The sequence below is a fragment of the Geomonas edaphica genome, from assembly GCF_004917075.1.
In the GTDB taxonomy this organism is placed as follows: Bacteria; Desulfobacterota; Desulfuromonadia; order Geobacterales; family Geobacteraceae; genus Geomonas; species Geomonas edaphica.
This window is the reverse complement of record NZ_SSYB01000005.1, coordinates 181,867-207,345: the sequence shown is the minus strand read 5'-3', so window position 1 is coordinate 207,345 and position 25,479 is coordinate 181,867. Positions and strand designations below refer to the sequence as shown.

21 protein-coding genes, 1 tRNA gene and 1 other RNA gene are annotated in these 25,479 nt (G+C 61.7%); 3 read left to right on the top strand and 20 right to left on the bottom strand.

Annotated elements, in window-relative coordinates:
- Nucleotides 1-12: 12 nt before the first annotated feature.
- The 11 genes from E8K79_RS16710 to E8K79_RS16660 all read right to left on the bottom strand — a co-directional run bounded on the left by E8K79_RS16710 (nucleotide 13) and on the right by E8K79_RS16660 (nucleotide 8,926).
- Nucleotides 13-1,977, bottom strand: coding sequence for a penicillin-binding protein (locus tag E8K79_RS16710; RefSeq protein ID WP_136515726.1), 1,965 nt, complete (start codon nucleotides 1,975-1,977; stop codon nucleotides 13-15).
- Complete coding sequence (ftsL, locus tag E8K79_RS16705; protein WP_129127351.1) at nucleotides 1,974-2,309, bottom strand: cell division protein FtsL; 336 nt, start codon at nucleotides 2,307-2,309, stop codon at nucleotides 1,974-1,976. The genes E8K79_RS16710 and ftsL overlap by 4 nt, the downstream gene beginning before the upstream one ends.
- A gap of 16 nt (nucleotides 2,310-2,325) precedes the next feature.
- Nucleotides 2,326-3,264, bottom strand: a complete 939-nt coding sequence (gene rsmH, locus E8K79_RS16700) for a 16S rRNA (cytosine(1402)-N(4))-methyltransferase RsmH (RefSeq protein WP_136515725.1) — start codon at nucleotides 3,262-3,264, stop codon at nucleotides 2,326-2,328.
- The gene (gene mraZ / locus E8K79_RS16695) at nucleotides 3,265-3,747 is read right to left on the bottom strand and encodes a division/cell wall cluster transcriptional repressor MraZ (protein ID WP_135868500.1); all 483 of its coding nucleotides are present in this window, start codon (nucleotides 3,745-3,747) and stop codon (nucleotides 3,265-3,267) included.
- A gap of 274 nt (nucleotides 3,748-4,021) precedes the next feature.
- Complete coding sequence (locus E8K79_RS16690) at nucleotides 4,022-4,351, bottom strand: hypothetical protein (RefSeq protein WP_136515724.1); 330 nt, start codon at nucleotides 4,349-4,351, stop codon at nucleotides 4,022-4,024.
- A gap of 18 nt (nucleotides 4,352-4,369) precedes the next feature.
- On the bottom strand, nucleotides 4,370-4,864 hold the full coding sequence (locus E8K79_RS16685; RefSeq protein WP_136515723.1) for a hypothetical protein: 495 nt from the start codon (nucleotides 4,862-4,864) through the stop codon (nucleotides 4,370-4,372).
- Between the two features lie 212 nt (nucleotides 4,865-5,076).
- Nucleotides 5,077-5,497: RNase P RNA component class A (rnpB, locus tag E8K79_RS16680), an RNA gene on the bottom strand.
- 150 nt (nucleotides 5,498-5,647) lie between these two features.
- Nucleotides 5,648-6,364 (bottom strand): zinc ribbon domain-containing protein, encoded by a 717-nt coding sequence (locus E8K79_RS16675; protein ID WP_136515722.1) that lies wholly within the window; start codon nucleotides 6,362-6,364, stop codon nucleotides 5,648-5,650.
- A gap of 46 nt (nucleotides 6,365-6,410) precedes the next feature.
- On the bottom strand, nucleotides 6,411-7,529 hold the full coding sequence (locus E8K79_RS16670) for a Nif3-like dinuclear metal center hexameric protein (RefSeq protein ID WP_136515721.1): 1,119 nt from the start codon (nucleotides 7,527-7,529) through the stop codon (nucleotides 6,411-6,413).
- A gap of 120 nt (nucleotides 7,530-7,649) precedes the next feature.
- A tRNA-Ile gene (locus E8K79_RS16665) sits at nucleotides 7,650-7,726 on the bottom strand.
- 48 nt (nucleotides 7,727-7,774) lie between these two features.
- A complete protein-coding gene (locus tag E8K79_RS16660) occupies nucleotides 7,775-8,926 on the bottom strand; it encodes a THUMP domain-containing class I SAM-dependent RNA methyltransferase (protein WP_136515720.1) in 1,152 nt (383 codons plus the stop codon).
- Nucleotides 8,927-9,306: 380 nt separating this feature from the next.
- On the opposite strand from E8K79_RS16660, the gene E8K79_RS16655 reads away from it, so the two are divergent.
- Entirely contained in the window at nucleotides 9,307-10,596 is a 1,290-nt protein-coding gene (locus E8K79_RS16655) for a sensor domain-containing diguanylate cyclase (RefSeq protein ID WP_136515719.1), read from the top strand.
- A 58-nt stretch (nucleotides 10,597-10,654) separates the two neighbouring features.
- On the opposite strand, the gene E8K79_RS16650 is transcribed toward E8K79_RS16655, so the two are convergent.
- From E8K79_RS16650 to E8K79_RS16630, 5 genes are all read right to left on the bottom strand, one after another.
- Nucleotides 10,655-11,443 carry an outer membrane protein assembly factor BamD gene (locus E8K79_RS16650; RefSeq protein ID WP_136515718.1) on the bottom strand — a complete coding sequence of 263 codons (789 nt, stop codon included), beginning with the start codon at nucleotides 11,441-11,443 and terminating at the stop codon, nucleotides 10,655-10,657.
- A gap of 69 nt (nucleotides 11,444-11,512) precedes the next feature.
- Nucleotides 11,513-13,318 carry a translational GTPase TypA gene (gene typA / locus E8K79_RS16645; protein ID WP_136515717.1) on the bottom strand — a complete coding sequence of 602 codons (1,806 nt, stop codon included), beginning with the start codon at nucleotides 13,316-13,318 and terminating at the stop codon, nucleotides 11,513-11,515.
- Nucleotides 13,319-13,424: 106 nt separating this feature from the next.
- On the bottom strand, nucleotides 13,425-14,153 hold the full coding sequence (locus tag E8K79_RS16640; protein ID WP_136515716.1) for a tetratricopeptide repeat protein: 729 nt from the start codon (nucleotides 14,151-14,153) through the stop codon (nucleotides 13,425-13,427).
- A 66-nt stretch (nucleotides 14,154-14,219) separates the two neighbouring features.
- A complete protein-coding gene (locus tag E8K79_RS16635; protein WP_136515715.1) occupies nucleotides 14,220-15,707 on the bottom strand; it encodes a lytic transglycosylase domain-containing protein in 1,488 nt (495 codons plus the stop codon).
- A gap of 419 nt (nucleotides 15,708-16,126) precedes the next feature.
- Nucleotides 16,127-17,263 carry a DUF362 domain-containing protein gene (locus E8K79_RS16630; RefSeq protein WP_136515714.1) on the bottom strand — a complete coding sequence of 379 codons (1,137 nt, stop codon included), beginning with the start codon at nucleotides 17,261-17,263 and terminating at the stop codon, nucleotides 16,127-16,129.
- Between the two features lie 60 nt (nucleotides 17,264-17,323).
- Here E8K79_RS16630 and xerC point away from each other — a divergent pair, with 60 nt between their 5' ends.
- The gene (gene xerC, locus E8K79_RS16625) at nucleotides 17,324-18,202 is read left to right on the top strand and encodes a tyrosine recombinase XerC (RefSeq protein WP_136515713.1); all 879 of its coding nucleotides are present in this window, start codon (nucleotides 17,324-17,326) and stop codon (nucleotides 18,200-18,202) included.
- A gap of 191 nt (nucleotides 18,203-18,393) precedes the next feature.
- On the opposite strand, the gene E8K79_RS16620 is transcribed toward xerC, so the two are convergent.
- The gene (locus E8K79_RS16620; RefSeq protein ID WP_136515712.1) at nucleotides 18,394-19,992 is read right to left on the bottom strand and encodes an acetyl-CoA hydrolase/transferase C-terminal domain-containing protein; all 1,599 of its coding nucleotides are present in this window, start codon (nucleotides 19,990-19,992) and stop codon (nucleotides 18,394-18,396) included.
- A 642-nt stretch (nucleotides 19,993-20,634) separates the two neighbouring features.
- Complete coding sequence (locus tag E8K79_RS16615; RefSeq protein ID WP_136515711.1) at nucleotides 20,635-22,716, bottom strand: methyl-accepting chemotaxis protein; 2,082 nt, start codon at nucleotides 22,714-22,716, stop codon at nucleotides 20,635-20,637.
- Between the two features lie 229 nt (nucleotides 22,717-22,945).
- On the opposite strand from E8K79_RS16615, the gene E8K79_RS16610 reads away from it, so the two are divergent.
- Entirely contained in the window at nucleotides 22,946-23,389 is a 444-nt protein-coding gene (locus E8K79_RS16610; RefSeq protein ID WP_136516010.1) for a PAS domain-containing protein, read from the top strand.
- 70 nt (nucleotides 23,390-23,459) lie between these two features.
- Here E8K79_RS16610 and bfr read toward each other — a convergent pair whose 3' ends face one another.
- Nucleotides 23,460-23,927, bottom strand: a complete 468-nt coding sequence (bfr, locus tag E8K79_RS16605) for a bacterioferritin (RefSeq protein WP_136515710.1) — start codon at nucleotides 23,925-23,927, stop codon at nucleotides 23,460-23,462.
- Between the two features lie 231 nt (nucleotides 23,928-24,158).
- Nucleotides 24,159-25,436 carry a uracil-xanthine permease family protein gene (locus E8K79_RS16600; protein ID WP_136515709.1) on the bottom strand — a complete coding sequence of 426 codons (1,278 nt, stop codon included), beginning with the start codon at nucleotides 25,434-25,436 and terminating at the stop codon, nucleotides 24,159-24,161.
- Between the last annotated feature and the right edge of the window lie 43 nt (nucleotides 25,437-25,479).

Below are 25,479 nucleotides of genomic sequence, written 5' to 3'. Positions count from 1 at the left end.
CTCCCCCCATGGTCAGGCCGACGGCACGAAGCGCACCCAGACCTGATCCTGCGTGGTGATGCGGGCGCCCGGTGGCGGGTTCTGCTCTACCGCCCGGCCGCTTCCCTGCAATTTTACGTTGAGACCGCGCTGCTCCATCACCCTGAGCACCTGCCGCATGCTCATACCGCGGAAGTTCGGCATGGTCCCGGCGTCGCCACCCTCGATGGCGCCCCCCTCCACCGCGGCCTGCTCCACCTGCGGGGTCATCTTCTCGGGCACCGTCGCCGGCTTCTTCTTCACGTTCTTGTCCGGCGGAACGTTCAGGTAGCAGAGGGCCTGCTGAGCGATGGCGCTGAAAGCCGGAGCGGCGACCACACCGCCGTACACGTTGGCGGTCGGCTCGTCCACCATTACCATGATGGCCAGACGGGGTTTCTCCACCGGAACGAACCCTATGAAGGAGCCGATGCGCTTTTTTGCCGAGTAGCTGCGCCCTTCCACCTTCTGTGCCGTACCGGTCTTCCCCGCGACACGGTAGCCGTCCACCGCGGCACCGGTGCCGGTCCCACCCTCGGCGACGACGCCTTCCAGCATGCCGGCCACGGTCTTAGCCGTCGCGGGCGAGATCACCCTTCTTTTCAACTGCGGACCGAACTGCTGCAGCACGACACCCTCGTCGTCCACGATCCGGTCCACGAGGTACGGCTTCATGAGGTTGCCGCCGTTAGCCACCGCGGATACCGCCGCGGTCAGCTGCAATGCCGTTGCTGTCACCCCCTGGCCGAAGGAGATGGTGGCGAGGTCGATACCGTACCACTTGTCCTGCGGCCGGAGCATCCCCGAGACCTCCCCCGGGAGATCGACGCTGCTCTTCTCGCCGAACCCGAAACCGGTGAGAGCGGTGAACAGGCGCTGCGAGCCGAGCCTCTGGCCGATCTTGGCGGCACCGATGTTGCTCGAGTATTTAAGGACCTGCGACACGTTCAGCGCACCGTACTTATGCGTGTCGTGGATGGTCCTGCCGTACATGTTGCAGGAGCCGTTTTCGCAATTGAAACTGTCGCCGGGCCTGATCACCCCCGCCTCGAGGGCTGCCGCCACCAGGAAGATCTTGAAGGTCGACCCGGGCTCGAAGCTGTCCGCGATGGCGCGGTTACGCACCGATTCGTGGGTCAGTGCCGCGATGTTGTTCGGGTTGAAGGTGGGGTAGTTGGCCATGGCCAGGATGCGCCCCGTGTCCGGCTCCATGACGATAGCGATTCCGGCCTTGGCACCGTTTTTCTCGATCGTCTTAACGAGTTCCTTCTCCGCTATGTACTGGATGTTCTTATCCAGGGTGAGGACGACGTTGCTCCCTTTGGAGCCGCTTTTCCCCTCGCTCCCTTTCTTGAGGGCGATGTCCCGGCCGAGCGCGTCGCGCTCGGTGACGAGGAAGCCGGTGTTACCGAGGATGACGTTGTCGTACTTCTTCTCGATCCCTTCCAGGCCGGTCGGGTCGACCCCGGTGAAGCCTATCACATGGGCCGCCACCCCGGAGTTCGGGTAGAAGCGCCGGTTTTCCTTTACGAAGCCGACCCCGTCGAGCTCGAGTTCCTTTACCTTCTTCGCCTGCTCCGGGGCCATGCGGCGTGCGACCCAAACGAAGTTCTTCGCTCCTTTCAGCTTCGCCTCGAGCTCAGCCCTGTCGCCCCCGAGGACACTTGCCAACTGCGCCGCAGCCTCCGGGATATTCTCCATGTTGCGGGTCTCGGCGTAGCAGGAGTCCATCTCTATGGAGACGGCGAAGGGGGCGTTGTTGCGGTCGTAGATACCGCCCCGGCTCGGGGTGAGCGCCACGATCCTCTGGTGCTGCTTCTCGGCAAGCTTCACCAGTCGGTCGTTGTTCAAAACCTGCAGGTAAAAAGCGCGTCCTGCAGCGATGATGAAAACAACCACGAACAGCAGGGCCACGAAACGCATGCGGACCCTTGCCCATTTCTCCCGCTTCTCGATCACTTGACCAGGACCACCTGCTGGTCGTTGGGGAGCGCCATACCGAGCTCACCCTTGGCGAGCGCCTCGATGCGGGCCGGTGCCTTAAGCGAGGCGACCTCGACCCTCAGACGCTTGTTCTCCTGCTGCTGTTCCCTGAACTGCCGGTTCGCCTCCCCGATCCTCAGGTTCAGGTCGATCACCTCGACCCTCGACCAGACGTGGAAGATGGAAACCAGGGTAAGCAGGACCATCACCCCCGTGAGGTAACGGAAGCTGATCCAGTTTTCCCTTACCGCTACCCCGGGACGTGCCGGTGCGGCGACTTTGCCGTAGGCGACTTTGCTCTGTGCCATAGATCTACCCTCTTCTTTAAATCTTCTCGATGCCTCTTAGGCGTGCGCTGCGGGACCGCGGGTTGGCCTTCAGTTCCTCGTCCCCCGCCTTGATAGCCTTTTTGCTCAGCAGCCGGTACTGCGGCGTGCGGTTGCAGATGCAGATCGGGAGTTCCTTCGGGCAGGTGCATCCTGCACTCGCACCCCGGAACGCCTCCTTGACGATGCGGTCCTCCAGCGAATGGAAGGAGATCACCGCACCGCGTCCACCTTTTTTCAGGAGCCTCAAAAGGTCGGCAAGGCCGTCCTCAAGGCTCTTCAACTCCTCGTTCACAGCGATGCGCAGCCCCTGGAAGGTCCTCGTCGCCGGATGCAGCCGCTCCTCCCACTTAGCCTTCGGGATGGCCCCCTTGATGATGTCGACCAACTGCAGCGTGGTCTCGATCGGGCTCTCCTCGCGTGCCTTCACGATGAAGGAGGCGATCCGCTTCGCCCAGCGCTCCTCGCCGTAATCGGCGATGATGCAGTTCAACTCCCCCTCGGAGAGGGTGTTCACCAGGTCCGCGGCGCTCGGGCCGGAGCTGCGGTCCATGCGCATGTCAAGTGGTGCATCGGTCTGGAAGCTGAAGCCACGCTCGTCCTTGTCAAGTTGGTGGCTGGAGACCCCGAGGTCGAGCACGAAGCCGTCTATGGCATCCACCCCTATCTCCGCCAGGGTGGCGGCGATGGAGGAGAAGTTCCTCTGGAAGATGCTGACCCGGTCGCCGAACTGGGAGAGGCGCTCCGTGGCCACCGCGATCGCCTCGGCGTCCCGGTCGAAGCCGATGAGCCGCCCCTGCGGGGCACTCGCGGTGAGGATGAGCCCGGCGTGGCCTGCGCCGCCGAGGGTCCCGTCCACGTACACCCCCCCGTTTTTCGGTTCGAGGAGCCCGAGCACCTCGTCCGGGAGGACCGATATGTGATGGAAATCCGGCATCTAGAGGCCAAGCTCCGCGAGCGCGGCCGAATCGACCGGGAAGTTTTGTTCATCCTTCTCGCATACCTGGGCCCAGACGGACTGGCTGTAGATGTCGACCTTGTTCTGCATGCCGACGAAGTGGAGTTCGCGCTCCAGCTGTGCGGTCTTTCTCAGGTCGTTGGGAACCAGGATGCGCCCAAGCTTGTCTGCGGTGCATTCGACCGCCGGGACCAGGATGGTGCGGCGCACCGCGGCGAGCGCCTCGACGGAGAGCCCGAGGCCGGCCCCGTTTTTGAGCCGCTCCTCGAGGGCGAGGAATTCGCGGTAGGGGTAGATGGTCAGTCCGTAGCACACCTGCCCCTCGCCGAGTCGAACCGGGCTCGACTTGGTGAGGAAAAAGCGCTCGTCGCCGAAGGTCTCCACCAGAACCTCGCGGAATTTCGCGGGAATGCTGGTGCGCCCCTTGGCGTCGATGGTTGTGTCGAACTTTCCTCTAAACATGGTGTCCCCGGCACTTGTTGCCACTTTATACCACTACATACCACTTTCGTGCACGAACTATACGGGAGGCCATGCTCTATGTCAAGGCAAAATTAGAGACAAATAGGGAATTTATGGGAGGTTTTCCGATGGTTTAACGGGCGGGGTAAGAAGTGGTGGCAAGAAGTGGTAAGAACCCGGCGTGAACCCGGTTCCATTAAAGGGCGTAAGGAAGAGACGGAGGGGAAAACGCATCGGGCGGGGCCGTTACGGCCCCGCCCGAAATGCTGCGGCATTACTGGTTCTTTTTCCTGTCGAAGAGCGAGACCACGTTTCCCTTTTTCTCACCGCCCCCCTTTTCCACCGGGTCGAGCGGTTTTTCCGGAGGCTCCGGGGAGACGATTTTTTCCAGCATGATCGGCGTCCCGGACATGGTGAAGGGGGCGCCGTTCACCTGGCTTTCGTCGAGGATCCAGGTGTAGACCTGGAGCGGCACGGTGAGCACCAGGAGTTTCACCTGCCACCACCCCGGTTTGACGTCCTGGACGATGTCTTCGATGCGCGCGTAAAAGGCCGGCTTGTTCTCGATGTGCGCGAGCACGATGTCGTTGATGGTTGTCGCCATTTCTTCTCCTTCTCTTCCCTAAAGCAGGGGACCGTCCATGCTCCGTGGCGGGAACAGGGAACGGATCTCCGTGTAGATTATTTTGAGTTCCCGCTCCATGCCGTAAAAGCGGGCAACGTCCTCCTGCGACAGTCGGTCCTCGATCAGGTCGCAGTTGAAGGTGATGCAGTTGAAGGGACGGTATCCCGCCGGGATCAGGCATTGCCCCTCGCCCAGGAAGGGGCAGAGGCCGTTTTCGAAGCGCGGAGCGAAGAGGGGTCGCTTCGTGGCGAGGTAGACGAGGAGATCGGCGGCGCCGAAGTGGTATCTGCCGCTGACGCAGCAGGCCCCGCCGCATCCGGCACAGGAGCCGGCGGCGTCGACCTGGGCGACGATTCTCTGCATCGCCTCCTTGTGCGCCACCATACCGCAGGCGAGTCCCTCAAGGGTCTTGCGTTCCGCATCGGGGAGGCGCTCAAAGGCCGCCGTCACGCCACCCACCCTCTCCTGCCATTCATGGTTCCAGCAACTCACCTTGAACCTCTTCCCCCGGATATAAAAAAAGCCGTCCGACGGTGCGGAAGGCCCTGCTTCTTGAGTAACGGATGTTCTACGTTCTACGTTTTTACCCTCGGTCCACGTACGGCAAAAATGGCATCAACGAAAGGAGCAAGCCCCGGTGTCGTTGGTTTTACGTAGAACGTAGAACGTAGAACGCGGAACGTAGAACGTCTTTTAGGTTTTTTGGCCGGAGCAGCCCGTAAGCCGGGTTCTGTTCCCGCAACCGGTTACCCGGCGGCGGGCGATGGTCATTCATCTAGGAGCACCGTTGCCGGTGCCCTCAAGCAACCAACCCGGAAGCACGGACGGGCCGCCCTTAACGCTTCCCTATTTGGTCTTGCTCCTGGTGGGGTTTACCTGGCATCCGACGTCGCCGCCGAACCCGGTGAGCTCTTACCTCACCCTTTCACCCTTACCCCCCTTCGCCGAGGCTTCGGGGGGCAAGCCCCTTTAGCTACGGGTCCGGAAGGCGGACTTCTCTCTGTGGCACTATCCCTGGGGTTGCCCCCGCTGGACGTTATCCAGCACCATGCCCTGTGGAGCCCGGACTTTCCTCCCTCCACCTTCGCCGAGGCTACGGTGGACAGCGGCCATCTGGTCTGCTCCGGCCAAAATCTTTATTCCGTTCAACGTTCTGCGTTCAACGTTCGCCGGCCCCTCCCCCTGATCCTGACTTGGGTGACGCCGCAGAGCCTCCCCCGACGAACCGGGTACAGATCCCCATCGAACGTTGAACGTTGAACGCCGAACGGGTTTCTAGTCCTGCACTTCCTGCTTCATGATGAGGATGCGCTGGCAGTGCGGGCAAGTGATGACGTCGTCAGCACGGAACAAGGTGTTGTAGAGCTGCGGCGGAAGATGCATGTTGCACCCCATGCAGTTACCTTCCTTAGCCTCAACCACGGCCACACCCCTACGCTGGTCGCGCAGCTTGCTGTAACGCTTCATCACGTTCGCCGGAAGTACCTTCACGGTCTCCTCGCGAACGACGACGTCCTTGGAGATGCCTCCCTCGAGCGCCTCAACCTTCTGCTGCAGCTCAGCCTGCTGGGTGGCGACGTTCCCCTCCAACTCGGCCAGTTCGGCCTCGCGCTTGGTTATCTCACCGTTTGCCTCGTCGATGGCGCTGATCTTTTGAAGGATCTGCTCTTCGAGCTCGGTGATCTGCTTCTTAGCGGTGGAGATCTCCTTGGAAACCGCCTGGTACTCCTTCTGCGTCTTGATCTCCTTGAGATGCGCCTCGGAGCGGGTGATGTTCTCGTTCTCGGAAGCAAGGTTGGCGTCGAGCGCCCCCTTCTCCTCCTCAAGCGCCTGTACCTCCTCGCGCTTGGCGGCGATCTTCTCGCGTGCCTCGGCAAGCTTCGCCTCAAGGGCCTGCGCCTCGCTCAAAAGCTGGGCCTTCTCCCCGTCCAGCCCGTCGATCCTCAGGTCGATCTCCTGCAGTTCGTATAACGCCTTCAGTTTGTTACGCAAATTCCGCCTCCCCAACTACCTTTTTATGTGCTAAAGAGCGACGCCTTCAGTAAAACGCGAAAGGCTCCCGCTCTCCTTGGTACTCGATTACCTCTGCCTCCAGGCGACGCGCGGCAAGCGCCCCCCTCAACTGCGCAGCAAGCCCCTCGACCATGATCCGCTCGGTGGCGAAGTGCCCCGCGTCGAGCAGCGCCACGCCGAGCGCCTCGGCCTCGCGCGCCTCGTGGTACTTGACGTCGCCGGTTACCAGGATGTCGGCCCCCTTGCGCGCCGCCTCGTGCAAAAGCGAAACGCCGGACCCGCCGCAGACAGCGACCTTCTTCACCTGCCGTCCGGCTCCCCCCACCAGGCGTACGCCGGCGGCGCCTAGACGCTCCCGCACGAAGCCCGCGAACGCTCCCGCCTCAACCGGTTCGGGAAGGGTCCCAATGCGCCCAAGTCCCCGTGGCGCTCCCTGGTTCAGCACCGGATACAGGTCGCAGGCCGGCTCCTCGTAGGGGTGCGCCTGCTTCAGCGCGGCCACGGCGGCGCTTACTTTATCCTTCATGATCAGGAACTCGAGACGGCTCTCCGGCTCGGCGTGTCCCGCCCCCACCTCCCCTACGTAGGGGGTCGCCCCGTCAAGCGGGGTGAAGCGCCCAGTCCCCTCGCTCTGGTACGAGCAGTCGCGGTAGTTTCCGATAAGGGGCATGAACTGGGCAAGCGCCTGCAGCAGCTTATCCTCGAACCCTTTCGGCACGAACAGCACCATCTTCGCGTGCTCCTCGACTCCGGTGATCTTGAGCGGCTGCGCCCCCTCGATGCCAAGACGGGCGGCGAGGAGATCGTTGACGCCCCCTTGGGCGATATCGAGGTTCGTGTGCAGGGAGATGATGGAGAGGTCGTTCTTGAGGGCCAGCATGGTGAGACGACCGGTTTCGTCGGCCGCCGTGATCTTTTTCAGAGGGGAGAAGATGAAGGGGTGATGCGTGATGAGGAGCGGGCAGCGGGCTTCGATGGCTGCTTCGATGGCGGGACGACCGGGATCCAGCGCCACCATGATCCGGGAAACCTGGGAGACCGGGTCCCCCAGTTGCAGGCCTACGTTGTCCCAGGATTCCGCAAAGTGCGCCGGGGCAATTTTACCTGTAATTCCAACTAGATCTGAAACTTTGGGAGTTATCATCGCGCTCAAAAGAAAAAGAGTGCAACCGCTTGGTGTGCACTCTTTCTCCCCACTAGAAGTGTATTTTTCCGTCTGACCAGGTGCTTTAAGGGCATCCCCACATCATCCTAATTTGTAAGGTGGTGGGCCCACCAGGACTCGAACCTGGGACCGACCGGTTATGAGCCGGTAGCTCTAACCAACTGAGCTATAGGCCCGAAAAGCGAAATTAAAACATATATTAAAAGGATTAACGTGTCAAGCTTCTATTTTAATGACAGTGGGGCACTCCCCTCATACATCTCGTACTTTAGGAGTCGGCACTCGATCGGCCCGTTGTACAGTACCATCCGTCGCGACGCCTTGAGTCCGACCCCCTTTGCGAGGTCGAGGTTACCGGTGAAGAGGTAGGCGGTGTACCCCTGGCAGCGTTTCTTCAACGTGTCGCCAATCTCCCGGTACAGAGGACGCAGCGCCTCCTGCTCGCCGAGCCTCTTGCCGTAAGGCGGGTTCATGATGAGCACGCCGGGGCCGGGTGGGGGCGAGAGCTCCGCCATGGGGAGCTGTCCCAGGGTGAGATGCTCGAGCACCCCGGCGCGACGCGCGTTCTGGATCGCCATGTTGACGGCCGAATGGGAGAGGTCACTCGCCTGGATCGGCGCTGGAAGCCTGTCGAGGATGCCGCTTTTCGCCTCGGACACCATGGCGCGCCAGGCCGCCCGGTCGAACCCCTGCCAGCGCTCGAAACCGAAGCGACGGTTCAGCCCCGGGGCAATGCGGAGCGCCTTCATGGCCGCCTCGATGGCGATGGTGCCGGTCCCGCACATCGGGTCGACGAACGGGGTGCTGCCATCCCAACCTGAGAGTTCTACGAGGGCGGCGGCGAGGTTCTCCTTCAGGGGCGCCTCGTGCCGATCCAGCCGGTAGCCGCGACGATCCAGCGGTTCACCGGAAAGGTCGAGGCTCACCGTGCAGCGATCCTTGAAAAGCCGGACGTTGACGCGCAGGTCCGGATCCTTGGTGTCGACGCTCGGGCGGCTGCCGAAGCTATCGCGCTGCGCGTCGACAATGGCGTCTTTGGTCTTCAGCGCCACGAACCCGGAATGGGTCATCGCCGAATCCCTGAGGTTGCAGTCGACAGCGAGGGTCTGCGCCGGGGTGAGGAAACGCTCCCAGGGGAGGGAGCGCACCCCGCGGTATAGTTCCTCGGGTGTCTGGCAGGGGAATTCCGCCAGGGTCATGAGGACCCGGCTTGCGGTACGCAGCCAGAGATTCGCCCGGTAGGCCCCCTCCATGCCGCCGCCAAAACTTACGCCGCCACTCTCGACACGCACATCAGGGAGCCCAAGGCGGACGAGCTCGCCTCCGAGGGCTTCCTCAACCCCCTTCGCCGTAGTAGCGAAAAAAAAGTGCTTCATCACCTGCTCCTTTAAAAACGGTCGCCGGCCGCCATAATGAGAGACGGCGCGGCCTCGACCTGCATGACGACCGCGTCGGCGGATCTTCTCATTGGGACTATCCGGACACGCGCCTGCGGCAACGATGACGCCGCCTAAAATTAATTACCGTGAGAGGTTGCGCCACACTAAAATAATGATAAAAAATTAATTTCTTTAGTCGCGACCGTTCCTGCCGATGGGATCTTCATGAGCATCGCGCGGGGCGCGTGTCCGGTCCCCTTCCCGTTCACATGGGGACACTCTCACCATCCGGCACGGGACTTGCCTTTGCGTCGCCATAGTTTACACTTCCAGGGTGCCCGGCGACCCAATCCCCTGATTTATCGGAGAAAACGGTTATGAAGAGACTGCTCAGGGTCCTGATCGTAGAAGACGCACCGGACGACGCCCAGCTCATCGTGATACAGCTCGAGCAGGGAGGCTTCGACGTGCACGCCCGGCGCGTGGACGACGCGCAAGGACTCGTCGATGCCCTGGAGAGCGCCTCCTGGGACGTGGTCGTTTGCGACTACGTCATGCCCGGCTTTTCCGGGCTGCAGGCGCTGCAGATCCTCAAGCAAAAGGGCTCCGACATCCCCTTCCTGATGATCTCCGGGAAAGTCGGGGAGGAGGCCGCCGCTGCCGCCATCCGCGCCGGCGCTGACGACTTCGTGCTCAAGGGGAACCTGACCCGCCTGGTCCCGGCGGTGCAGCGCTCGATCGCGGAAGCGGCGCTACGCCAGCAGAGCCGGCGTCACGAGGAGGAACTGAAGGAGAAGCTGGACTTCATCCAGGTCCTCATCGACACCCTCCCCACCCCGATCTTCTACAACGACCCCAACGGTCTATACCTAGGCTGCAACAAAGCCTTCGAGGAGCAGATCGGCATCAAGCGGGGTGAAAACGTCAACAAGAGCATCTACGACATCCTCCCGCCGGACCTGGCCGCCCTATATAACAGGGGCGAGGAGGCCGCCGAAGCAGGGAGCGGCCCGCGCAGCTTCGAAGGGACCATCACCTGCGCCGACGGCGAGCACCGGGACGTCATCTTCTATAGTGCAAGCTTCAAAAAGCCAGGAACCAGCTCCGGTGGTGTGGTCGGGGCGCTCCTAGACATCTCGGAAAGAAAACAGGCCGAGCTGAAGCTGCGTTACCTGAGCAGTCACGACATCCTGACCGGTATCTACAACCGCGCCTACTTCGATGAAGAACTGGAGCGGCTGAAAAAAGGGAGGAAGTTCCCGGTGAGCATCGTCATGGCCGACGTCGACCGCCTCAAGGAGATCAACGACCAGCAGGGGCACGCAGCCGGAGATGAACTTCTGAAACACGCCGCCGAGGTGCTGAAAAACGCCTTCAGACGCGAGGATGTGGTGGCGCGTGTTGGGGGCGACGAGTTCGCGGCCCTGCTCCCGAACACCGATGAGACGGCCCTGCGCGAGGCGATGGAGCGGCTACAGCAGCAGCTGGTCCAGAGCAACGAAGGGCACGCCCCGCATCAGCTCAGTCTCTCCATTGGGGCTGCCACCGCACAAAACGGCGATGAACTCATGACGTCCTGGCGCCTCGCCGACCAGAGGATGTACCGCCAGAAAAAAGGGCGTAAAAACGGCGGTGCCGGCAACAAGCAGCACCAGTTGGTGGCCTGAGCCGGCGCCCAGAAACAGGGCGCACCTTCCACATGGAAGGCGCGCCTCATCTCCCTTCTTACTTCGCGTCCTTGAAGATGATCATGGGAAGCTCTTCGCCCCGGTCACCCTTACTCGACTTCCCTTCCCCCTTCGCCTCGCGCAGCCGCGCGGGATACTCAGCCGCAAGACGTTTCTGCACTTCCTCCGCCCGCGCCGTATCTCCCGACTTACGGTAAGCCTGCTCGAGGTTGACGAGGGTGTCAGCAAGACCAGGCTCCCCAGGGAAACGCTGCAGCGCCTCGTTGAGGCGCTTGATCGCAGCGGCGTACTTCTCCGTCCTCAGGTAGAAATTCCCTACGTAGTTCTCGTAGGCAAGCTGCTTACCCCGGCACTCGGCCAGCTTCACCTTCGCCTGCTGCACGAACTCGGAAGCGGGGTACTGCGCCAGGAACTCCTGGAAGTAGTGCACCGCGTTCTTCACGGCTGTCTGATCGGTGTCGATCCCGGTGATCTCGTTGTAGTTGCTGAGGGCTAACCGGTACAGCGCATAGGGCGCCTTCTCGTTGCCGGGGTGGAGCTTGCGGAAGTCTTCGTAGGCCGCGGCAGCCTCGATGAAGGCGCCGTTATCGAAATGGGCGTCGGCGATCTTCAGCTCGGCCTTTGCCGAAAGCTCGGGAGAGCTGTAGCTCTCCTTCACCTTCTTAAACTGGTTGATGGCCTCCTCGTAGTTGCGGGACGCGTAAGCGGTCTCCCCTTCCTTGAAGTAGGTCTCGGGTGTCTTCACCGGCGCCGGGGTCGAGGCGCAGGCACTGATCAGGGAGAGCGCGGCGAAAAGGCCCAGGTAACGCAGGGAACGAGAGTGCATGGGGTCTCCTCCGGTCGGTGAAATTCGTGAAAGCCCCGCAGCCGTGGTCGGGCTGCGGGGGTGCTGGGATCAGGCCCTGCCGGCGCGCTTGCGCTTGGTCGGGTCGAGCTCCTTTTTCCTCAGGCGTATGGAGACCGGGGTCACCTCGACCAGTTCGTCCTCGTCGATGAACTCGAGCGCCTGCTCCAGGGTGAGGTTGCGCGGCGGCGTCAGTTTGATGGCGTCGTCGCTGCCGGAGGCACGCACGTTGGTGAGCTTCTTGCCCTTGCAGGGGTTCACCTCGAGGTCGTTGTCCTTCGCGTGCTGCCCGATGATCATGCCGCCGTACACCTCGACACCCGCGCCGAGGAAGAGGATGCCGCGCGGCTGCAGCGCGTCGAGCGAGTAGGCCGTCGTCTCACCCTGCTCCATGGCGATCAGGACGCCGTTCTTCCGGCCCGGGATCTCACCCTTGTAGGGGGCGTAGTTGTGGAAGGTATGGGTGATCACCGCGGTGCCGCGGGTCTCGGTCAGGAACTCGCCCCTGATGCCGATCAGGCCGCGGGCGGGGACGATGAATTCAAGGCGCACCGTCTCCCCCATCGGGTTCATGGAGACCATCTCGCCCTTCCTGGGACCCATCCTTTCGATGATGGCACCCTGGTACTCGGAGGGGACGTCCACCACGAGGTATTCCATCGGCTCGTGCCTCACCCCCTCCACCATGCGCATGATGACCTCGGGCTTGGATACCGCCATCTCGAAGCCTTCGCGGCGCATGTTCTCGATCAGGATGGAGAGGTGCAGCTCACCGCGCCCGGAGACCTGGAAGGTGTCTGCATTGGCGGTGTTGGCGACCCTCAGCGAGACGTTGGTCCTAAGCTCGCGATCCAGACGCTCGCGGATGTTCCTCGAGGTCACCAGCTTGCCCTCGCGGCCGGCGAAGGGGGAGGAGTTGACGATGAAGTTCATGGAGAGGGTCGGCTCGTCGATCGCCACGTAGGGAAGCGGCATCGGGTTGTCGGCAGCGGCGAGGGTCTCGCCGATCCCCACCTCGGTGAAGCCCGCGATGGTAACGATGTCGCCGGTGAAGGCCTCGGCGATATCCACCTGTTTCAGCCCCTCGTACCCCAGAAGCTTGGTGACGCGCCCTTTGGAGATGGTGCCGTCGCGCTTGATAAGGGCGACGGTCTCACCGGAGGTCACCTTGCCGTTGAAGATCTTGCCGGTGGCGATGCGCCCGATGTAGTCGTTGTAGTCGATGTTGGTGACGAGGAGCTGGAAGGGCGCCTCCGGGTTCCCCTCCGGGGGATGGACGTTGTCCTTGATGAGCTCGAAGAGCGGCTCCATGTTGTCGGAGGGATGCTCCATCTCGCGCATCGCGTAACCCATCTTGGCGCTCGTGTAGCAGATTGCGAAGTCGAGCTGGGCGTCGGAGGCCTGCAGTTCGCAGAAGAGGTCGAACACCATGTCGACGACCTCGGCAGGACGCGCGCCCGGGCGGTCGACCTTGTTGATGACGACGATCGGCTTGAGGCCCAAGTCGAGGGATTTCTTCAGTACGAAGCGGGTCTGCGGCATCGGCCCGTCGAGGGCGTCCACCAGAAGCAGCACGGAGTCGACCATCTTCAGTACGCGCTCAACCTCGCCGCCGAAGTCGGCATGGCCCGGGGTGTCGACGATGTTGATCTTGTAGTCGCCGTGGTGGATGGAGAGGTTCTTGGCGAGGATGGTGATGCCGCGCTCCTTCTCCAGGTCGTTGGAATCCATCACGCGCTCGGTGATCGCCTCGTTCTCCCTGAACACCCCGGACTGTTTCAGCATGGCGTCAACGAGGGTGGTCTTGCCGTGGTCGACGTGGGCGATGATGGCGATGTTTCTGATCTTCTCCTGCATGTTTTACTGCTCCTTTATCTTTGGCTCGTCACAAATAAAAAGACGAGCAGAGAAGCCCGTCTTAAAAAAACAGCCCAATATTGCATTTTTCGGATATCTTTACAAGCTATTTTCTGATGATACGGCGCCTGCCGCCCATGGCGGCCATCTGCTGTTTCTGGATCGCGGCCAGGCTCTCCAGGTGGAACTGAAGCCACATCTCGCCGTAACCCTTCATCTTCATCTTCTTCCCTTCGCGCAGAAGCTCCAGGTTGAGCTTCAGGTTCTCGTCGCCGGGGAGCTTCGCCAACCCTTTGGCGGCGATCTCGCACGCCTTCACGTTCTCCCCGATCTCGTTCAAGCAGTAGGCGTAGAGGGCGTAGAGGAGCGACTCCTTGGGGGTCGCCATGATCGCCTTGTCGAAGGTCTCCTTCATCTTGTCGTGCTTGTTGCGCTTCATGTAGGTGACGCCGAGCATCCCCATGGTGACCCAGTTCTTGAAGAACCCTTTCTCCAGGTACGGGAACGCGGTGGCGAACTCGCGGCGCACGAAGTAGACCATGCCGATGGAGGAGTTGATCTGGCTCTCCACGTAGATCTGCCACTTCGCAAAGCGGAGGGCGGACTTCAGATCGCGGATCCCCTTCTCGAAGCGTTGCGCCTGGATATCCTTCATGGCCCCCTCCATGAGGACCTCGAGCTTTTTCGTCACGCTGCGGGCGATGAGAACGAAGCAGGCGGTAAAGACGATCATGGCGCCCAAAAGCGCGGCCCACCAGTACTGGAAGCCGGCGGCGAGGGAAACGATGAGGAAAACTGCGACAGCTGCGCCTGCGGAAATGAGAAGGTTGTACATCGGCTGATTTATCCTTTCGTGGTGCGGGTCAGGTGGTTGTAGGTGCTGCAGTGCGACGGACGGGGCCTATCCCTCGTCCTTGGCCAGGCTCCCCTTCTTCTGGTACTTGGCCACGATGATGCGCTTGCCCGGCTTGAGGGCGACCCTGGTCTTCAGGTTGTTCCAGGCCGAGAGCAGGCGGGCCGTGACGTTGAACCTCCTGGCAAGCGAGGTCAGGGTGTCTCCCTTTTTCACGGTGTAGTACTTGTGGACTTCCTTGACTTCGGCCTTAAGCTCAGCCTTCGCCTCGGCCTTAAGCTCAGCCTTCGCCTCGACCTGGGGCGGCTTAGCGGCATGGGAGGCAACGTCGGCCGAAGCCAGCTGCACCGGCACGGTCAGCACCTTGCCGTGCAGCTTGACCTTCTTCTTGCCCAGGTTGTTCAGCTCGGCGATGACCTGCGGCGTGGTCTTGAAGCGCCTTGCGATGGAGTCCAGGGTGTCGCGCTTCTTAGCCCGGTACTGGACGTTCTTCACGCGCTCGACAAAGCGCTCCCCCTCGGGGATCTTGGCGTACGCCTCCTGGCAGGCGGCACCGCTCCCCTTGGGAACTTTCAGCAAATAACCCGCGTAGTCCGGCGGCGTAGTGCCACGGCGCAGTTCCGGGTTCAGCTCCCGGAGGTTCTGCATCGGCACATTGCAGGCCTTGGACATCACGTCGAGGTCGGTGCGCGTGGGGACGGAAACCTGGTCAAAGTCGATGGGGGGAAGATAGGCGACGTCGGCGAAGCCGTATTTCGCCGGCTCCTTGGCGATAATCGCGGCGGCCAAAAGTTTCGGCACGTAGTCCTTGGTCTCCCGGGCCAGGTAACTCCCCTTGGAGATCTCCCAGAAGTCCCGGGTGTTGTACATGTTGATGGCGCGCAGGATCTTGTTTTCGCCCGCGTTGTACCCGGCTGCGGCGAGGTACCAGTCGTTGTTGAAGAGGGCGTAGAGCTCTTTCAGGTAGAGCGCCGCGGCGACGGTCGCCTTCAGGGGATCGCGCCTTTCGTCCATCCAGTAGTCGATGCGCAGGGAATAACGCTTGCCGGTGGCCGGCATGAACTGCCAAGGGCCCACCGCGGCCGCCACGGAGACCGCGTGCGGCAGGAAGCCGCTTTCGATCATGGCAAGGTAGACCAGGTCTTCGGGAAGCCCCTCCTTCTTGAGCACCGTCTTCATCATCGGGATGTAGCGCTCGCTCCTGGACAGCCACTTGGCGAAGGCACCCCGCCCGGGGCCCTGGAAGTAACGGGTGAAATACTCGACCTTGGAATTGAAGGTAAGGGGGATATCGGAATCCGGCAGCTCCATCTCAGGGAGCTTCAGCTCGAAGTCGTCCGGGTCATCGGTAAGATCGTCATCATCCTGAAAATCGGCGGCAGTGAGGCCGAGCCCTTTGGAAAGGGCAAGGTCGGCGGAGGCGAGTTGCTGCGTCTGAAGTTCCGCACGCCCGGAAGCCGGCGCCGGCAGCGCAGGGGCCGCAAGGGCGGTGCAAGGCAACAAAAGTGCGAGTATGAGCAGGGTGACTTTAATCATTCAATACCTTTAGCTGGGGTAGCGGGCGTACGCACAGGTGCGCAGAATAGCGGAATTCTCCACACTTGTCAATCCAAAGGGCTCCTTTGTCGGCTTTGCAGAAAGGGGGCGCCCCTCCCTGCCAATGCATAACGGGCCGGGGAGCGCTCGTCTTGAGCGTAGCGGGATGAAGGCGCGGCAAACAAAAAGCCCCCCGTGCGAGTACCGGGGGGCTTTTCCGTGTGCGATCCGCCCGCCGCTTTTAACCGGCGGGCCAACTAGGGCAGCCTTCCTTGCAGTGGGTTACCGGACGGATCATGTAGAAATTGGTCCACATATGCGTGATCTCCTTTTCCCTGTTGGATTTGCATCCCTCGCTGTGTGCATCCCGGAGGATGGCAAAAATATAATGGCGCCCCCCTCCCCTGTCAACCCGCCCCCTAGAGGGAGCGCCCCGACTTCTTCATGAGCCGAAGGAGGAAGCCGTCTTTCAAGGTGAGCGCGGCGTGTGGGCAGAGTTCGCGGCAGCAGAAACAGCGGATGCAGCGCTGGTAGTCAAAGCGCAGCCGTCCTCCCTGCACCCGGATCGCCTCGGGTGGGCACGCCTTGACGCAGATGCCGCAGAGCTCGCACTTCTCCGGTGCCACCTCCGGTCGCGAGGTGAACTGGTGACGCAGCCGGTTTTTCAAAAACCGGGGCAGGCCGAACTGGACGTCGGAGAGATGGGGAAGGCGCAAGGGGCGTGCGAGCGCAGTCGCAGGGTCCGCTCCGGCGATGGTGATCTCCTCCCGCCTTGATCCAGGGAGCCCCATGTTGCGCGCGGCGCTCTCCAGGTAGAGGAACTTCTTCGGGATCCCCGCCACCTCGGCGGCGACCTGATCCACGGCCACCGCGTTGTCCCCCGCCATCAAAAGCCCCACCTGGCAGGGGTCGCCGCTGCCCGGCCCGTCCCCCTCCATCGCCACCACCGCGTCGACGATGTTCAGGTCCGGCTCGCGCAGCATATAAACCTCGAGAAGCATGCGCGCGAAGAGCTCCTTGTCCGCCCCCGCCTTCAGGTGCCAGGCCGCCTTCCGGGTCCCGACCACGGCGCCGAAAAGGTTCTTCACGCAGCAGGTCATGGTCATCATCTCGTGCGTCTTCAGCTTCGGGAGGTTGATCAGGCGGTCTGCTTCGAGGTAGGGGCGGGCAAGTTCGAACTCGCGGAAGGTCCCCGTGCCGCCGACCGTGGCGCTTTCCTCGAAGGGGACGAACTCTGCCCCGGTCTCCTCGATGACGCGCATCATGCCGGAGCGCTCGGCGACGCGCCTGCCGCTCCCGACGCCGGGGGAATCACCGACGAGCGCGATGCCGCCTGCATGCTGCACGGCGAGGATGACGGCGCGCAGCACCTCGGGGTGGGTGGTGACCGCCGCCTCAGGGGGCTTCGCCGAGAGGAGGTTCGGCTTGATCAGCACCCGCTCGCCCGGCTGCACGTAACGCTCCATCCCCCCTAACGGTTCGAGCAGGCGCGCGAGTCCTTCTTCCACCTCTTCCCGTTCATACCGCGCCACCCTTTGCAGCGACACCTGGTACATACCCCCTCCCCGTCAAAAGCTGTTGTAAAGTGCCACCGCACTGAGGTAGATTCCCATACCATGAAACGGGCCATCGAGCAATTCTGCAGCTACCTCGAAAACGAGCGCAACGTCTCGCAACACACCCTCGCCGCCTACCGAAGCGACCTTGACCAGTTCGCCCTTTTTCTAGATCCGCACGGCACCTTTCCCTTGGCGGAGGTGAATCACCTCGCCATCCGGCGCTACCTCGCCCATCTGCACAAGGGGCACGCGAAGAGTTCCATCGGCAGAAAGCTCTCTGCCATCAGGGCCCTCTTCCGTTACCTGATGCGCGAGGGGCAGGTGGAGAAAAACCCCGCCGAGTTGGTCAGTACGCCGAAGAAGGAAAAGCGCCTTCCCTTTCACCTGAACATCGACCAGGTCGAGGCGCTCGTCGAGGCGCCGCGTGGCGGGGACATCCTCTCGCTCCGGGACCGTGCCGTACTCGAGACGCTCTACTCCTGCGGGCTCAGGGTGAGCGAGCTCACCGGGATGAACGTCGGCGACCTGGACCTTCCCGGGGCACTGGTACGGGTGCTGGGCAAGGGGGGAAAGGAGCGCATCGTGCCGGTCGGGTCCTGCGCCCGGGATGCGCTCGCCGCCTACCTCGAGGAGCGCGGCAACCCGCAATCTTCCGATCCGCTCATCCTGAACGCCCGCGGCGGCCGTCTCACCAGGAGGAGCATCGCGCGCATCGTCGACGCCCATATGCTGCTCATCGCCGCCATGCGCAAGGTCTCCCCCCACACGCTGCGCCACACCTTCGCCACCCACCTCCTCGAAGGGGGCGCCGACCTGCGGGCGATCCAAGAGCTGTTAGGACACGCGTCGCTCTCCACCACCCAAAAGTACACCCACGTCAGCATCGACAAGCTGATGGAGGTCTACGACAAGGCCCACCCGAAGGCACGCTCCTAGTTTCCAGCCCACTCCTCAACCCTCGCCCCCCCCCACAGCACCGCCTCAGTCGGACCAGTCGGACCAGTCGGAACAGTCGGGCTTGGCGGGCTTGGCGGCTTGGCGCTTGGCGCTTGGCGAACCAATAAAAAAACGCCCCGCCGGTTTCCCGGCGGGGCGCTCTTGCTGCGATAACGATCTGCAGCGGACTCTTAGTCCTCGCAGAGGTCGATCTTCACATCCCAGTTCTTCAGCTTCATGGTGCCGTTCTTCTCGAGGTTGAGGTGCATCTTGAAGGCGCGGTCCCACAGCTGCGGCTCGTGGCCGACCTTCCTCGCGAGACAATCCTTCTCTGCGATGTTGAGGTACTCGGTGAGCTGAGCCTTGTAATCCGGGTGGGCGCACTTCTCGATGATGCGACGGGCACGCTCTTTCGGAGCAAGGCCGCGCAGGTCGGCGAGACCCTGCTCGGTGATGACGCAGTCGAGGTCGTGCTCGGTGTGGTCGATGTGCGAGCAGTGCGGCACGACGCAGGAGATACCGGTCGGGTCGGTCTTGCTCGGACGGGAGGACGGGGTGTGCATCATCTTCAGGAAGCCGTTCCTCAAGAAGTCGCCGGAGCCGCCCAGACCGTTGATCATACGGGTACCGCCGACCAGGGTGGAGTTTGCGTGTGCGAAGATGTCGATCTCGACCGGGGTGTTCATGGCGATGCAACCCAGACGACGGATCGGCTCAGGTGCGTTGGAGATCGAGAGCGGACGCAGGGTGATCTTGTCGAAGTACTTGTCCATGTTCTCGAAGAAGCGCGGGAAGCCCGGGCTGGCCGAGAGAGACAGCGAGCAGGAGGAGGCCGCGTCGAGCTTGCCGGAGTCGAACAGGTCAAGCATGGTGTCCTGGAGCACCTCGGTGTAGACGGTCAGGTTCTTGAAGGGACCCTTGGCCAGGCCGCCGATGACGGCGTTGGCGATGGAGCCGACGCCAGACTGGATCGGGAGCAGGTTCTTCGGCAGACGGCCCGCCTTCACCTCGGTGGTGAAGAAGTCGATGATGTGGTTCGCGATCGCCTCAGAGGTGTCGTCCTGCTCGGCGAAGGCACGACCCTGGTCGCGCAGCTTGGACTCGACCACGGCGATGACCTTGCTCGGATCGCAGGGGATCGAGGTGGAACCGATCCTCTCGCCCGCATGGGTGATGCCGAAGATCTGGCGGTTCGGCGGGGTGAGCGGGGTCAGGAGGTCGTGGATCCCTTCGAAGGAGGGCTGTCCGGTGTTCACCTCGAGGATGATCTTGTCGCAGATCATCAGGATCTCGGGGATGACGCCGCAGGAAGAGGTCGGTACGATGGAGCCGTCTTCTTTGATCGCGGAAACCTCGATGATGGCGAGGTCGAGCTTGCCGCTCTCGGAATCCTTGGTGTAGAAGCCGTAGCCCAGATCCTGTGCGAACAGGGAGAGGTGCTTGTCGCCCATGCGGATGCGGCCGGCGTTGATGCCCGCTGCGATGTTCTTGCCGGTCTGGTACGGCCAGCGGCGGTCGATCATGTCCAGAGTTGCCCAACGGTCTTCGGTTTCCGCACCGACGGAAGCGCCGATGAAGAGGTTGAACTTCAGCTTGCCCTGCAGGTTGTTCTTCTCTACGTGGTCAGCCAGGGCGATGGGCACCACTTTCGGGTAACCAGCCGGGGTGAAGCCGGACCAGCCAAGGTTCATCCCGTTCTTGAAGAACTCAATGGTCTGCTCGGGAGCCATGACCTTGTTCAAAAGTTGTTTGCATTGTACCCGGTCTTGAAGTGTGCCGTACTCGGACATATCTGCCTCCTGTTTTGTTTTGTTGTCTACAACTAAATCAGCTGAATGCTGACAGATAACAAGGTGTTGCAATCAAGCTCGCCGCCGCGCAAGCTCCTTATCCCGCGGCACTTTTACTCTTTTTCCCCAAAAAGTAGAACCGGATTCTACTCAAGAGGGACTGGTGAGTCAACTAAAAACCCGTATAACTCTATTTTAGATCTTCGAACGTTCGTTCGATCGATATGCGTCCACAAGATGCACTGTATACAGTATGCAATCTAATCTCAAGTTGCCGTCCACGTCAACAATAAAAAATCGTTTCGCCTCTGAAAGCACAACAAACACGGAGGATGACAGGCAGGTTGACCGCGCCACGGGGGATATTTGACAGCTGACTCGGCCTCCCCACTTGACGCTGATTTCTCCTTCTATTCTGACCCCATAGCCGGAGTGGCCCGTTGCGGCGGCGGCTATGACGCGGGAAAAAGCAGGGGGTGGTCTCGCCGTGAAAACGGGTTGCGGGGCGGGCAAAGAGAAGAGAGGTAACGGGAGCGCGTCTTACGCCAAAATAAAACAAACGAAGGGAGGGGTGAAAAGCGGCAGGCCGCCCCGATGCATCGGTGACGGCCTGCAGATGGAATCAAGGTGTGAGATCGGATCTTATTCGGCGCGGTAACCAATACGCACGGCACCCCAATGGCGGTTGTTCAGGATGATGGGGGTCGAGATGTCGTTCATGATCTCGCCGGTGTCCCTCATGTAGGTCTGCAGCAGGAACGACTCGGTATTCTGTGCCGCCTTAAGGCCGGTTTTGTCGTCGAAGATGCGCTTGGTACGGTTGTTCACCTTGTCCACTTCCGGGTCACCGGTCAGCGGCTTGGAGTAGCGCAGGTTGTGGCTTGCCACGTAGCCGTGGTCGTCCACGCAGATGGCGAAGAAGATGGAATCCTTGCGACCTAGGATCGCCTCCTGCACCGGCGAAATGTAACGATCGAAGAAGCCGTCGAACGCGGTGGCGTACTTCTGCGGCGCGGTGTTCGGGATCGGCTTGTAGTTGCGGTCGAACAGGTCGGTCATGCTGATCCTCCCCGCGGCGACCCCCTCGCCGATGACCGCTACGAAGCCGTCCCTAAGCTCCGCTGCCATGCGCTTCATCTCATCGTGCCTGTTGCCGACGCTGAATTTCCCCACCGTCGAAAAGATCTGTTCGGCAACACGGGTGAGCTCCGTGAACGCCTTGTCGCTCTCCAGCATGTCCTCGTGCACCGCCAGCGCCGAGCTCGAAACGCCGTGGATCTTTTCGGCGATCTCGTTGGTTGTGGCGCTTTGTTCCTCGGTCGCCGAGGCGATCTGGTTGATGAGCTGCGCCGTCTCCCCGGCGAGCCCAAGGATCCGCTCCAGGCACTCCTTGGCGGCAATGGATTTTGACACCCCGTCCTCGACCCGCTCCTGTTCCTCGGCGATCGACCTTGCCGCCTCACGGCTTTCGGACTGGATGTTGGTGATGATCTTGGCGATCTCCTTCGTCGAGGTGGCGGTCTTCTCGGAGAGCATCTTGACTTCGTCGGCGACCACCGCGAATCCCCTGCCATGTTCTCCGGCCCGCGCCGCCTCGATGGCGGCGTTCAGCGCAAGGAGCTTGGTCTGGTCCGCGATGTCCTCGATGAGGTTTATGATGTCGCCGATCTGCGCCGACGAGGCCTCCAGCCTTCCGACGGTGTCGAGGGTCTGGGTCACGTTCTCCCTCACGAGGACGATGGAGTTGCACGCCCCGTCCACAACGCCCATCCCCTGACTTGCCGCCTCGTCCACCTCGGAGGAGAAGCCTGCCGCCTGATGGGTGTTCCCGGCCACCACGTTGAGGGTCGCCGCCATCTCCTCCGTGGCGACCGCCACCGACTCCGAGCGGTCCTTCTGCTCGGCCGACGACGCCACGGTGTTCCTAGCGCGGCTCGAGACGTGGCAAAGCGAGATGGAGATGTGCTCGGCCAGTTCGTAAAGAACTGTGATCGTTTCGCGCAGTTTGTTGACGAGGTGGTTTATGTGCCGAGCGAGGTCGCCGATCTCGTCGTTCGAACGGACCGGGATCTCCTTGGTGAGGTCCCCTTCCCCCTGGGCTATATCTTTCAGCTTGTCCGAGAAGAAGAGCAGGTCGCGCATGACCGTTTTCTGGAAGAAGACGTACATGCAGAGCATCATGCAGACGAAGAAGAGGCAGCCTGCGGCAACCAGTATGGTGATCATCTTTATGGCGCTGCGGTAGCCGTCCTCGAGCGAGGAGGTGAGCTGCACCGCGCCCAGGTACTTGTCCCCTGCGTCGTGGCATTGCTTGCAGCGCTCTTCGTTGCGGAGGGGAACCGCCATCTTAAGGGTGTGAATTCCCCCGGTTGTCTCTCTGATTTCTACCGGCTTACCGTCGGCGAGGCTTCGTGCGACATCCTTGTTGACCGCCCCGGTTTCGGAATCCTTGCCATCATTGTCGAAGATCTTGATGTCGAAGCCGAAGTTCTGTTCCTTGGCGACCTTGGCGAGGTTCCTCACCGATTTGGCGTCATCCTTCATCATGAAGGCCGAAATCTCGTCCACAATAACGGCGGACATGGTCCGGCTGTTCTTCTCCTGCAACTTCATGCTGGAGCTGTACTGGAGCCAGATCGCCAGGCAGCCGACAATGGTGATCCCTATCAGCAGGTTGATCCCAATGATCGCCAGAATTTTGTGTATTAGTTTGTTAGTGAACATTGCTCCTCCCGGACAGAACAGCGTTCGCTGTCGGTGAGGATTGTATCGGACGATGCCCACGGTACTTTAGGGTGTCGATCCATTATTACTAATATTTAATATCCCAACAAAGGTTCACCGATGGTTTCTTTTTATGCGGCAAAAGGTTCGTCTGTTTGATTCAAGTCAAAACGACGGTAGGCTTGGGTATGCTAGGATGGCAGCAAGTCTTACTACCACGGAGGTCGACATGACGCAGCTTGGTGATCAGGAACTGTACCGGCAGCTGGTTCAGAATTGCAACGATGCAATCATATTTTCAGACAGGGAAGGGGTGATCAGACTCTGGAACAAGGGGGCGGAGGAGATGCTCGGCTTCAGTGCTGAGGAAGCCCTGGGACAGTCGCTCGACATCTTCATCCCTGAGAACCAGCGCGCGCGGCATTGGGAGGGATATTTCCGGGTCATGGAAACCGGTTTCACGCGCTATGCGAAGGAGCTCCTGGCCGCCCCCGCGCTGCGCAAGGACGGCACCCGCATCTCGACCGAATTCTCCATGACCATCATCAGGGATGCCGACGGGAATATCGCCGGAACCGTGGCGGTGATGCGCGACGTATCGGTGCGCTGGCAGAAGGAAAAGGCGCTCCGGGCGCGGCTCGCCGAGCTGGAAAAGGGGGCGACCCCGGCCTGACGCTACTTCGCACGAAAAAGGGCGCCTGGACTCTTCCAGGCGCCCCTTCCCGCTGCACCCCACCTTGAAATCATCCCACCTGATCCACCAGGTAGTTCTGCACCCCCATCTGGGCGATCTGGTCCAGCTGCGCCTCGATGTCGTCGATATGGCTCTCCTCCTGGTCCAGGATCGACTGCAGCAGTTCCCGCGTCCCGTTGTCGCCGAGTTCCACGGCAAGCTTGATGCTCTCGTTGTACCCGCGGATCGCCGTTTCCTCCAGGGCGTGGTCGAACTGGTGCATCTTCGGAATCTCGCCGCCGATGTGGATCGGATCGAGCCGGCTCACGATCGGGCGCCCCTCCAGGAAGAGGATCCTATCGATCAGCTTCTCGGCATGCTTCATCTCGGTGATGGCACGCTCACGGATCGCGGCGTGAAGCCGCTTATAGCCCCAGTTTTCGCACATCTCCGCGTGCACCATGTACTGGTTGGTGGCGGTGAGCTCCTCGGCCAGGCGCACGTTCAACTGTTCGATCACCCTTTCGTTCCCCTTCATAGACGACCTCCTTTTTGATGAGGCCCGGCTGACGCCGGGTCCGCTTCCTTCCGGCGGAAAGGCGCGCCGGCCACCAAGTTAATATGTCTTAATCGGGCGACTGAGAGTATACCCGGCCTCGCAGCGTTGGCAATCTCCGGCGGATGCCCGGGAAAAGAGGAATACGGCGCAAAAAAAGCGCCGACCCCTTATGCAGGGACCGGCGCTCGTAGTTACACATTTTCCGGAAGCCTAAACCGCGGTCTCCGGCTCCTCCTCGTCCGCGTCGCCCCCCATGGGGACGGTCTCACCTTTCGGCAGCAGCAGGTTCAGGAGGATGGCCGCGATACCGCAAAGGCTCACGCCGTGCAGGTGCTGTCCGGCCACGTTGACGGAAAGCCCGCCGATGCCGAAGACCAGCACGAGCGAGACGATGATCAGGTTGCGCGGGCGGTGCATGTCGACCTGGGCGTGGATGAGGGTGTTGAGACCCACCGAGGCGATGGAGCCGAACAGCAGCATCATGATGCCGCCCATGACCGGCGCCGGGATCGACTGCAGGATGGCGTTGAACTTCCCGAAGAAGGCCATGACCACGGCGAATCCTGCGGCCCAGGTCATGATGACCGGGTTGTAGCAGCGGGTGATCATGACGGCGCCGGTGACCTCGGCGTAGGTGGTGACCGGGGGGCCGCCCACGAGGGCCGCGGTGCAGACTGCAAGGCCGTCGCCCAGCATGGTGCGGTGCAGACCCGGCTTCACGGTGTAGTCCTTGCCGGTGACCGCGCCGATGGCGACGATGTCCCCCACGTGCTCGATGGCCGGCGCGAGGGCGACCGGAACCATGAAGAGGACGGCGGACCAGTTCCACTGCGGACTAACGAAGGTGGGGACCTGGATCCAGGGAGCCGCCGCGACCTTGGCGAAATCTACGAGCCCCAGGAAGATGGAGAGGACGTACCCTACCGCTACGCCGGAGAGAACCGGCAGCAGCCGGAAGATCCCGCGAGCGCGCACGGCGACGAGGGCGGTGGTGAGAAGCGAGACGCCTGCGACCAGGAGGGCGGTGTCGTAGTCGACGAGAACGGCCTTGCCGTCGCCGGTTTTACCCATGGCCATGTTGACCGCCACGTTGGCAAGGCCAAGGCCGATGATCATGATGATCGGGCCCACCACCACGGGCGGCATGATGCGATGGATAAACTCCGCGCCGCGCAGGTAAATGGCGGCGGAGAAGGCGAGATAGAGAAAGCCGGCGGCGAAGAGCCCCCCCATGGTGGCGGGAAGCCCCCAGGTCTGCACGCTGTAGATGATCGGAGCGATGAAGGCGAAGGAAGAGCCGAGGAAGATGGGGACTTCGCGCCCGGTGCAGAGCTGGAAGATGATGGTGCCGACCCCGGCGCCCAGAAGCGCCATGCTCGGGTTCAGGCCGGTAAGGATCGGCACGAGCACCAGCGCGCCGAAGGCGACAAAAAGGATCTGCGCTCCGGAAAGCGCCTGGCGCCAGACCGGTTCTTTTACTTCGGACATGCAAAAACCTCACTTGGAATGGAAGATACGGAGGGGGCTCCCC

Excerpts from the sequence above, each read along its gene's own strand:
- ftsL (WP_129127351.1), bottom strand. The coding sequence starts at position 2,309 with ATGGCACAGAGCAAAGTCGCCTACGGCAAAGTCGCCGCACCGGCACGT.
- E8K79_RS16600 (WP_136515709.1), bottom strand. The coding sequence starts at position 25,436 with ATGTCCGAAGTAAAAGAACCGGTCTGGCGCCAGGCGCTTTCCGGAGCG.
- E8K79_RS16650 (WP_136515718.1), bottom strand. The coding sequence starts at position 11,443 with ATGCACTCTCGTTCCCTGCGTTACCTGGGCCTTTTCGCCGCGCTCTCC.
- E8K79_RS16610 (WP_136516010.1), top strand. The coding sequence starts at position 22,946 with ATGACGCAGCTTGGTGATCAGGAACTGTACCGGCAGCTGGTTCAGAAT.
- E8K79_RS16690 (WP_136515724.1), bottom strand. The coding sequence starts at position 4,351 with ATGGCGACAACCATCAACGACATCGTGCTCGCGCACATCGAGAACAAG.
- E8K79_RS16620 (WP_136515712.1), bottom strand. The coding sequence starts at position 19,992 with ATGTCCGAGTACGGCACACTTCAAGACCGGGTACAATGCAAACAACTT.
- E8K79_RS16640 (WP_136515716.1), bottom strand. The coding sequence starts at position 14,153 with ATGTACAACCTTCTCATTTCCGCAGGCGCAGCTGTCGCAGTTTTCCTC.
- mraZ (WP_135868500.1), bottom strand. The coding sequence starts at position 3,747 with ATGTTTAGAGGAAAGTTCGACACAACCATCGACGCCAAGGGGCGCACC.
- E8K79_RS16660 (WP_136515720.1), bottom strand. The coding sequence starts at position 8,926 with ATGAAGCACTTTTTTTTCGCTACTACGGCGAAGGGGGTTGAGGAAGCC.
- E8K79_RS16635 (WP_136515715.1), bottom strand. The coding sequence starts at position 15,707 with ATGATTAAAGTCACCCTGCTCATACTCGCACTTTTGTTGCCTTGCACC.
- E8K79_RS16655 (WP_136515719.1), top strand. The coding sequence starts at position 9,307 with ATGAAGAGACTGCTCAGGGTCCTGATCGTAGAAGACGCACCGGACGAC.
- E8K79_RS16630 (WP_136515714.1), bottom strand. The coding sequence starts at position 17,263 with ATGTACCAGGTGTCGCTGCAAAGGGTGGCGCGGTATGAACGGGAAGAG.
- typA (WP_136515717.1), bottom strand. The coding sequence starts at position 13,318 with ATGCAGGAGAAGATCAGAAACATCGCCATCATCGCCCACGTCGACCAC.
- rsmH (WP_136515725.1), bottom strand. The coding sequence starts at position 3,264 with ATGCCGGATTTCCATCACATATCGGTCCTCCCGGACGAGGTGCTCGGG.
- E8K79_RS16615 (WP_136515711.1), bottom strand. The coding sequence starts at position 22,716 with ATGTTCACTAACAAACTAATACACAAAATTCTGGCGATCATTGGGATC.
- bfr (WP_136515710.1), bottom strand. The coding sequence starts at position 23,927 with ATGAAGGGGAACGAAAGGGTGATCGAACAGTTGAACGTGCGCCTGGCC.
- xerC (WP_136515713.1), top strand. The coding sequence starts at position 17,324 with ATGAAACGGGCCATCGAGCAATTCTGCAGCTACCTCGAAAACGAGCGC.
- E8K79_RS16670 (WP_136515721.1), bottom strand. The coding sequence starts at position 7,529 with ATGATAACTCCCAAAGTTTCAGATCTAGTTGGAATTACAGGTAAAATT.